Source organism: Hydrogenophaga sp. H7 (genome assembly GCF_002025745.1).
Taxonomy (GTDB): Bacteria; Pseudomonadota; Gammaproteobacteria; order Burkholderiales; family Burkholderiaceae_C; genus Hydrogenophaga; species Hydrogenophaga pseudoflava.
Genome location: NZ_MCIC01000012.1, coordinates 523,011 through 531,041 on the forward strand (window position 1 = coordinate 523,011; position 8,031 = coordinate 531,041).

Annotated in this window: 10 protein-coding genes; 8 read left to right on the plus strand and 2 right to left on the minus strand. The window is 66.5% G+C overall.

The window, feature by feature from the left end:
- Positions 1-66: 66 nt before the first annotated feature.
- From BC358_RS08990 to BC358_RS09005, 4 genes are all read left to right on the plus strand, one after another.
- Entirely contained in the window at positions 67-1,206 is a 1,140-nt protein-coding gene (locus BC358_RS08990; RefSeq protein WP_143434233.1) for an HDOD domain-containing protein, read from the plus strand.
- Positions 1,207-1,253: 47 nt separating this feature from the next.
- Positions 1,254-1,763, plus strand: coding sequence for a hemerythrin domain-containing protein (locus tag BC358_RS08995; protein ID WP_066153128.1), 510 nt, complete (start codon positions 1,254-1,256; stop codon positions 1,761-1,763).
- A gap of 27 nt (positions 1,764-1,790) precedes the next feature.
- Positions 1,791-2,306, plus strand: coding sequence for a DUF2867 domain-containing protein (locus BC358_RS09000; RefSeq protein ID WP_079365549.1), 516 nt, complete (start codon positions 1,791-1,793; stop codon positions 2,304-2,306).
- A gap of 128 nt (positions 2,307-2,434) precedes the next feature.
- Positions 2,435-3,637, plus strand: coding sequence for an ammonium transporter (locus BC358_RS09005; RefSeq protein WP_079365550.1), 1,203 nt, complete (start codon positions 2,435-2,437; stop codon positions 3,635-3,637).
- Between the two features lie 22 nt (positions 3,638-3,659).
- Here the strand turns inward: BC358_RS09005 and BC358_RS09010 are convergent, their stop codons facing one another.
- Positions 3,660-3,995, minus strand: coding sequence for an EmrE family multidrug efflux SMR transporter (locus BC358_RS09010; protein WP_079365551.1), 336 nt, complete (start codon positions 3,993-3,995; stop codon positions 3,660-3,662).
- Between the two features lie 91 nt (positions 3,996-4,086).
- Between BC358_RS09010 and BC358_RS09015 the strand changes: the two genes are divergently transcribed.
- The gene (locus BC358_RS09015) at positions 4,087-5,610 is read left to right on the plus strand and encodes an MFS transporter (RefSeq protein WP_143434234.1); all 1,524 of its coding nucleotides are present in this window, start codon (positions 4,087-4,089) and stop codon (positions 5,608-5,610) included.
- A 12-nt stretch (positions 5,611-5,622) separates the two neighbouring features.
- Here the strand turns inward: BC358_RS09015 and BC358_RS22100 are convergent, their stop codons facing one another.
- Positions 5,623-5,826 carry a putative motility protein gene (locus tag BC358_RS22100; RefSeq protein ID WP_179130042.1) on the minus strand — a complete coding sequence of 68 codons (204 nt, stop codon included), beginning with the start codon at positions 5,824-5,826 and terminating at the stop codon, positions 5,623-5,625.
- A 175-nt stretch (positions 5,827-6,001) separates the two neighbouring features.
- Here BC358_RS22100 and BC358_RS09025 point away from each other — a divergent pair, with 175 nt between their 5' ends.
- From BC358_RS09025 to BC358_RS09030, 3 genes are all read left to right on the plus strand, one after another.
- Positions 6,002-6,547: a GNAT family N-acetyltransferase gene (locus tag BC358_RS09025; RefSeq protein ID WP_079365553.1), complete on the plus strand. Its 546-nt coding sequence runs from the start codon at positions 6,002-6,004 to the stop codon at positions 6,545-6,547.
- A 74-nt stretch (positions 6,548-6,621) separates the two neighbouring features.
- Complete coding sequence (locus BC358_RS21820; protein ID WP_143434236.1) at positions 6,622-6,858, plus strand: hypothetical protein; 237 nt, start codon at positions 6,622-6,624, stop codon at positions 6,856-6,858.
- A 49-nt stretch (positions 6,859-6,907) separates the two neighbouring features.
- A protein-coding gene (locus tag BC358_RS09030; RefSeq protein WP_256861428.1) for an IS3 family transposase occupies positions 6,908-8,004 on the plus strand; the annotation gives its coding sequence in 2 pieces (ribosomal slippage) (positions 6,908-7,160 and positions 7,160-8,004; 1,098 coding nt in all).
- The last annotated feature ends 27 nt before the right edge of the window (positions 8,005-8,031 follow it).

Sequence of the window (8,031 nt, forward strand, 5' to 3'; positions counted from 1 at the left end):
GATGCCGATCTACGGGGGTGAAAAAGTCCGTGGCCCACGGACACTCATCCCTGAACGGAGGTTGTCTTGTCCCTGCTCATGTACTGGATGGCCGGTGTGCTGGCGCTGGCCCTGGCCTGGTGGTTCTTCCGCCGCCCACCGGTGAAAGCGGCGCCCGCACGACCCATCGCTGCACAGCACAGCAATGCCCCCGCGCTGCGCGCCGCCGCCCCGACACCCTCGCCCGCCGTCCGTGAAACCACCCTGCCGCCGGCCGAAGCCATGCCGGCGGAACTCGCTGGATTCCGCTGGCTGCGGGAACAGGACATCGACCCCGCACGCCGCGACGCCCTGCTGGCCGCCTTCCGCGGCATCCCGCGCCCCCCGCGTTCGATGCAGAAGCTGCTGTCGCCGGATTTCGTGGCCAAGGCCGGTTCCGCCGAACTCAGCGAACTGGTGATGGGCGAGCCGCTGATCGCCGCCAAGGTGCTTTCAACGGTGAACTCGCCGATGTACGGGCTGCGCACCCCCGTGACCAACATCGGCCATGCGGTGACCTTCCTGGGCATGAACACCGTGCGCAGCATCTGCCTGCAGTACATGCTGGCCGAGGCCTTCAAGCCCAAGCTGGCCGAGGCGCAGCGCTGCTTCGACGCCATCTGGCAGGCCAGCGCCATCGCCAGCGAACTCTGCGTGCGGCTGGGCAAGGCGCTCAACCTGCCCGATGTGGGCAACCTCTCCACCCAGGTCGTGCTCAGCTTCGTGGGGCAACTGGCGGCCGCATCCCTGATTCCCGCCTCGCGCCTGGAGCCGTGGCACCACCAGAACCGGTTGCAGCGCGCCCACACCGAGCAGGAACTGCTGGGCCTGAACGCCAGCGAAATCGGCAGCCTGCTGATGAAGTCCTGGGAGCTTCCCGAGAGCCTGATCGACGAGGTCTGCGGCGTCGGCCGCCAGCTGGCGACGCCTTTCATGGTCACCGACCGCGCCCGGGCACCGCGGTTTGCGCTGGGCTATCTCTGCGCCCGACTGGGCGAGCACTTTGCGCTGGGAGAGCTCGACAGCCTCGAAGGCTACGACCCGGCGCTGGACATTGCCGCCGACACCCACCACCTGCGCGCCAGCCTGGCCCACCCCGCCCTGGCCCGGCTCGATCAGGCGCTGGCCGCGCCCGAACTGCAGGCCGCGCTGGACCAGATGATGGGCCGCGCCACCGCCGAGGCTTGACCCCGGTCAAGCGCCCGGGCAGTGGTTTGCAGCTACAGTGACGTCCCATGGAAGCGACCACCACCCCCGAAGCCCCCGCCCAGGCCACCACCGGGCTGGACTGGACCCCGCAGCTGCAGACCGGCGACGGCCGCATGGACGACACCCACGAAGAGTTCGTGGAGATGCTCAACCGGCTGCTGGCCACCCCGCAAGACCAGCAACTGCCGCTCTACCTCGAGTTCATCGAGCACACCAAGGAGCACTTCGCCCAGGAAGAGCGCTGGATGGTGGCCACCGGTTTCGCGCCCGACAACTGCCACGCCGGCCACCACGCCACCATCATGGAAACGCTGCACGCCGTGGTGGAGCACTACGAAAAAGACGACAAGGAAATCATCACACGCCTGGCCGAGGCGCTGGTCGAGTGGTTCCCGCAGCACGCCGCCACCATGGACGCCGGCCTGGCGCTGCACATGAAGGACGTGGGTTTCGACTCCCGCACCGAAACCCTGGCCGACCCCAGCCGGGTGCGCCCGGCCACCATGAGCGGCTGCGGCAGCGTCAGCTGCTCCTGACCGCCACCGGGCGGCTACAGTGGGTGGATGAACACACCCACCGCCGTCGCCCCGCCCGCGGGCAGCCGCATCGCCCTGCGCCTGGAAGGCGCCGACTTCCACGATGCCTGGGCCATCGACGCCGCCGAACCCTCGCTCAGCGCCCTCGGCCAGTTCCTGAAATCGGCCCGGGCGACGCCGCGCTGGGTCGATGCCTGCATGACGCTGCGCAACCGCGCGGTGCAACTGGTGGGCCTGAAGAACCTGGGCGAACTCTCCGGCATCCACCCCGCCCGCCCCGACGCCGACTACCGGCCTGGCGAGCGCGTGGGCATCTTCACCCTGTTCGAGAACACGCCCGACGAGGTGCTGCTGGGTGACCGCGACAAGCACCTGGACGTGGTGGTCTCGGTGCATTGCGCCCGCCCAGCCGGACAGCCCGTGCGTGTGACGGTCACCACCGTGGTCCACACCAAGAACCGGCTCGGACGGCTCTACATGCTGCCGGTCAGGCCCATGCACAAGCTGATCGCGCCGTCGGTGCTGCGCGCGATCGGTGCATGACGCACCACTCTTGCAGAAGAACCTCTCCATTGGTGCGTTTTTTGCTTTGACATGGTGCGATTCGCCATGCAGATCCTGTTTTGGCGCCAATCACGCACCAAAAAACGCTTTCTGCACGGAGATTCCTCATGGACGCACTCAAACAGGGCGCCGACGCCCTGTTCATCCTGCTCGGCGGGATCATGGTTCTGGCCATGCACGCCGGTTTCGCCTTTCTTGAACTCGGCACGGTCCGGAAAAAGAACCAGGTCAACGCCCTGGTCAAGATCCTGGTCGACTTCTCGGTCTCGACCATCGCCTACTTCGTCGTCGGCTACGGCGTCGCCTACGGCACGCACTTCTTCATCGGCGCCGAAACGTTGGCCCAGAAGAACGGCTACAACCTGGTCAAGTTCTTCTTCCTGCTGACCTTTGCCGCCGCCATCCCCGCCATCATCTCCGGCGGCATTGCCGAACGTGCCAAATTCTGGCCGCAACTGATTGCAACGGCCGTCATCGTCGGATTTTTCTATCCGTTCTTCGAAGGCATCGCCTGGAACGGCCACTTCGGCGTGCAGGCCTGGATCGAGGCCGCCACCGGCGCCACGTTCCATGACTTCGCCGGCTCCATCGTGGTGCACGCGGTCGGTGGCTGGATCGCCCTGCCGGCGGTGGTCTTCCTGGGCGCCCGCGCCAACCGCTACCGCAAGGACGGCGGCATCTCGGCCCACCCGCCCTCGAACATTCCGTTCCTGGCGCTCGGCGCCTGGATCCTTTGCGTGGGCTGGTTTGGCTTCAACGTGATGAGCGCGCAAACACTGGACAAGATCTCGGGTCTGGTCGCGGTCAACTCGCTGATGGCCATGGTCGGCGGCACGCTGGCCGCGCTGATCGCCGGCAAGAACGACCCCGGCTTCGTGCACAACGGCCCGCTGGCCGGTCTGGTGGCTGTGTGCGCGGGCTCTGACCTGATGCACCCGCTGGGCGCGCTGGTGGTCGGCGCCGTGGCGGGCCTGCTGTTCGTGGTGATGTTCACCGCCACGCAGAACCGCTGGAAGATCGACGACGTGCTGGGCGTCTGGCCGCTGCATGGCCTGTGCGGCACCTGGGGCGGCATCGCCGCCGGCATCTTCGGCCAACAGGCGCTGGGAGGTCTGGGTGGCGTCAGCTTCGGCGCGCAACTGATCGGAACCGCGATGGGCGTGACCTGGGCGCTGCTGGGTGGGGTGGTGGTCTACGGCCTGCTGAAAGCCACCCTGGGCCTGCGGCTGGACCAGGAAGAGGAGTACGACGGCGCCGACCTGAGCATCCACAAGATCAGCGCCACGCCGGACCGCGAAGTCAGCTGGTGAACCCGGGCCGGGGCGGTGGCGCTCAGTGCGCCACCGACGTCGAGAACAGGTTGATCACCACCACGCCGGCAACGATCAGGCCCATGCCGATCAGCGCGGGCGCATCCAGCGTCTGGCCGAACACCCACCACGCGATCAGCGAGATCAGCACGATGCCGACGCCCGACCAGATGGCGTAGGCCACGCCGGTCGGCACACTGCCTAGGGTCTGCGCCAGACAGTAGAACGAGATGGCGTAGCCGATCACCGTGGCCACGCTGGGCCAGAGGCGGGTGAAGCCTTGGGAGGTCTTGAGCAGGGAGGTGGCGATCACCTCGGCGACGATGGCCGCGCCGAGGTAGAGGTAGGCGGCTTTCATGAAGGGAATCTACCCCGGGGGTAATCCGCGGCCGGGAACCACCAAAGCCCCGCGTCAAGGGTCCGCCGCCCGCTTGCCATAGAGTGGGCGCATGCCGCCGGATCGCCCGCCTGAACACGACTCGACCGCCCCCGCCAAAGCCACCCCCCGCGAATGGTGGGGGCTGGCCGCCATCGCCCTGCCCTGTCTGGTCTATGCCATGGACCTGACGGTGCTCAACCTCGCGGTGCCGGCGCTCAGCCGGGCGCTGGCGCCCAGCGCCTCGCAGCTGCTGTGGATCATCGACATCTACGGCTTCCTGGTCGCCGGTTTCCTGATCACCATGGGCACGCTGGGCGACCGCATCGGGCGCCGCCGGCTGCTGCTGATCGGCGCGGCCTTCTTTGCCGCGGCCTCGGTGCTGGCCGCGTTCGCGCGCACGCCGGCCGAACTGATCGTGCTGCGCGCGCTGCTGGGCATCGCCGGCGCGACGCTGGCGCCGTCCACGCTCTCGCTGATCCGCAACATGTTCCACGACGAGACGCAGCGCCAGTTCGCCATCGGCGTGTGGATCACCGCATTCTCGGTCGGCAGCGCCATCGGCCCGCTGGTTGGCGGCTGGCTGCTGGAGCATTTCTGGTGGGGTTCGGTGTTCCTGCCCGCGGTGCCGGTGATGGTGCTGCTGCTGGTGCTGGGGCCGCGCCTGCTGTCCGAGTACCGCGACGAGAACGCCGGCCGCATCGACGCCGCCAGCGTGCTGCTCTCGCTGGCGGCCGTGCTCGCCACCATCTACGCCATCAAGGCCATGGCCGAGGCCGGCCCCAGCGCGGCGCGGCTGGCGCTGCTGGCCACGGGTGTGGCCGTGGGCTGGGTGTTCGTGCGGCGCCAGCGGGTCATCGACTACCCGCTGCTGGAACTGCGGCTGTTCGCCATCCCCACCTTCCGCACCGCCATCGTGGCCTACGCGCTGTCGTGCCTGGCCATGTTCGGCGTCTACATCTTCATCGCGCAGTACCTGCAGATGGTGTTGATGCTCACGCCGCTGCAGGCGGGATGGGCCACCGTGCCCTGGGCCGGCGGCTTCGTGTTCGGCTCGCTGGTGCTGGCGCCGAAGATGGCGGCGCGCTACGGCCCCGGCCCAGTGATGGTCTGTGGCCTGGCCGCTGCGGCCGTGGGCATGCTGCTGATGGTGGGCGCCGACGGCCCGTGGGCGCTGTGGGTGCTGGTGGCCGGCATGGTGGTGGTCAGCCTGGGCATGGCACCAGTGTTCGCCGTGGGCACCGAGCAGATCATCACCTCGGCGCCGCCCGAACGCGCGGGCGCGGCCTCGTCCATCGCCGAAACGGCCTCGGAGTTCAGTGGTGCGCTGGGCATCGCGCTGTTCGGCAGCGCGGGCACGCTCATCTACCGCCACCAGCTGGGCGGCGCGGGGTTGGCCGATGTGCCGGCGCAGGCGCAAAGCACGCTCGGCGGCGCCCTGGAAGCCGCGAACCGGCTGCCACCGGACATGGCCCAGACGCTGGTGAGCGCCGCGCAGGCTGCGTTCACCGACGCGCTGCAGTTCACCGCGCTGGCCAGCAGCGTGCTGGTGCTGCTCGCCAGTGTGCTGGCCGCGCGGATGCTGCGGCGGCCGTAGCCGCCCCGCGGGTCACACCATTGTGTTGACCTGCGTGCCCACCGGGCCGCTGCCCGCCAGCGGCAGGTTGCCGGCCACCCCATTGAGCAGCGTGGCCGCGGCCGACTCCTGCGTCTGCATGGCCTCCTTGAGCACCGCGATCTGCACCTGCTGCTCGGCCGCGCCACGGCGCGTCTGGGCCACGCGGTCCACGACCAGGGCGGGAGAAACGGACATGTCCATGGGAAATCCTTTGAAGCTGTTCAGCCTGTATCGGCCGGTGGGACAGGCGGCTTGAACTGGCGGCGCTGCTGGCCCCGGTGCGCCGCTTGCCTCACTGGTAACAAAACGAACAAAATGGCCGCAGAGCCATTCCGGCCAGACCCCACACGCCGCCCGGGGAGGGAGCGACATGACAGCAGAGGCACCGGCGCACCGGTTTCACATCCGCGTTGACCGCAAACTCACGCACCCGCAGGTGCTCGGCCTGCTGGACGAACACCTGGCCGGCATGCGCGCCGCCTCACCGCCCGAATGCGTGTTCGCGCTGGACCTGAACGGCCTGCGCCGGCCCGAGATCACCTTCCTCACCGCCTGGCGCCTGCCGCCGGACGCCGCGCCCGGCACTGAACCCGAAGCCGTGGGCGAACTGGTCGCCATGGGCGCCCTCAAGGAACTCACGCCCACCACCGCCACCGCCGGCGGCCACGGCGAACTCAAGTCCATGCGCACCAGCGCGCGCCACCTGCGCCAGGGCGCCGCGCAGGCCATCCTGACCGAACTGCTGACCCTGGCCCGTGAACGCGGCTACGCGCGAGTCAGCCTGGAAACCGGCAGCACGCCGGCGTTTGAACCGGCGATTGCGATGTACCGGCGTTTCGGGTTTGTGGAATGCGGGCCGTTTTCGGATTACCGCGAGGATCCGTTTAGTCGGTTTATGAGTACGGAGCAAATATGAACAGCAAGCTTCAAAATCTGATGGCATCTAATTTGCTGAAACAAGAACGTCAATAACTATCAAAGAGTTCAAAAATGGAACTACCCTACAAAAGACGCCAGAAGCAAAAAAGCCAAATTATCCCGGAAGCTCACACCAACACGCAAGGAAGGGCACCCAAGGTCGTTTCCACAGTTTTGTCACTATTCTCAAAAACCCTACTCACCTTCTTCGCATCTCTTGCGGGTGCAGTCATCGCAAGTTTTGCAAGCATCTACTTCACACTAACAACACTTGAGGCGTTTAAAGCTGAAGAGTTGAAGTCCCCTTGAAAACCTGAACCACCCGGAAGTAGAGAATTCCCCAAGACGGAGTCTCTACATGAAGAAATCCAGATTCAGCGAAGCGCAGATAGTCGGCATCCTCAAGGAGGTCGAGATGGGTGCCAAGGTCGGCGAGACGTGCAGGAAGCACGGCGTGAGCGAGCCGACCTACTACAAGTGGAAGAGTCAGTTCTCTGGCATGACGGTCTCGCACCTGGCGCAGCTTCGGCAACTGCAGGACGAGAACGCCAAGCTCAAACGCATGTATGCCGACCTGGCGCTCATGCACCACGCGCTCAAGGACGTTGTCGACCGAAAGCTCTGACCCCGGAGCGTCGCGAGATGGTCGTTCAAGCCCTCATGGCCGAGCACGGCATGAGCGAGCGCCGAGCCTGCCAGGCCAGCGGCATTGCCCGCTCCACACTGCGCTACCGACCCATTGCGCGCGACGACTCCGGGGTCATCACCTTCATCCAGATGCACATGGCGCTCAACCCGCGCCACGGCTTTGGCCTGCTTTACGACAGTGCCCGCCACCAAGGCAAGCCCTGGGGCAAGACGGTGCTTTGGCGCGTGTACTGCGAGCTGCGGCTGAACCTGCCACGGCGCGGCAAGAAGCGTTTGCCGGCGCGCATCAAGCAACCGCTGGAGGCTGCTGGCCAACCCAATCAGGGTTGGAGCTGCGACTTCATGGCCGATGCACTGTGGTCCGGCAGGCGATTCAGGACCTTCAACGTCATCGATGAGTTCAACCGCGAGGGCCTGCGTATCGAGGTCGACACCAGCCTGCCGGCAGCCCGTGTCATACGTGCCTTGAATGAGCTGGTGGAAGTGCGCGGAGCGCCGCTGTCGATTCGCCTGGACAACGGCCCGGAGTTCATCGCTCACGCTCTGTCCGAATGGGCGAAATCCAAGGGCATCGCGCTCAATCACATCCAGCCAGGAAAGCCCACGCAAAACGCCTATGTCGAACGATTCAACAAGACCTACCGAACCGAGGTGCTGGACTGCTATGTCTTCGAGTCATTGCAGGAGGTGCGTGATATGACGGCCGACTGGCTGCACCGCTACAACCACCAGCGCCCCCATGAATCTCTCGGCCGAATCCCACCGGTCGAGTACCGTGTCAAACTGTTCCCCAACCTCTACTTCTGACTGGCTCAGGAATTCGAGGGGACTTCA

Bases quoted from the DNA above. Each gene is read 5' to 3' on its own strand.
- BC358_RS08995 (WP_066153128.1), top strand. From the start codon at position 1,254: ATGGAAGCGACCACCACCCCCGAAGCCCCCGCCCAGGCCACCACCGGG.
- BC358_RS22100 (WP_179130042.1), bottom strand. From the start codon at position 5,826: ATGTCCGTTTCTCCCGCCCTGGTCGTGGACCGCGTGGCCCAGACGCGC.
- BC358_RS09005 (WP_079365550.1), top strand. From the start codon at position 2,435: ATGGACGCACTCAAACAGGGCGCCGACGCCCTGTTCATCCTGCTCGGC.
- BC358_RS09010 (WP_079365551.1), bottom strand. From the start codon at position 3,995: ATGAAAGCCGCCTACCTCTACCTCGGCGCGGCCATCGTCGCCGAGGTG.
- BC358_RS09000 (WP_079365549.1), top strand. From the start codon at position 1,791: ATGAACACACCCACCGCCGTCGCCCCGCCCGCGGGCAGCCGCATCGCC.
- BC358_RS09015 (WP_143434234.1), top strand. From the start codon at position 4,087: ATGCCGCCGGATCGCCCGCCTGAACACGACTCGACCGCCCCCGCCAAA.
- BC358_RS21820 (WP_143434236.1), top strand. From the start codon at position 6,622: ATGGAACTACCCTACAAAAGACGCCAGAAGCAAAAAAGCCAAATTATC.
- BC358_RS09025 (WP_079365553.1), top strand. From the start codon at position 6,002: ATGACAGCAGAGGCACCGGCGCACCGGTTTCACATCCGCGTTGACCGC.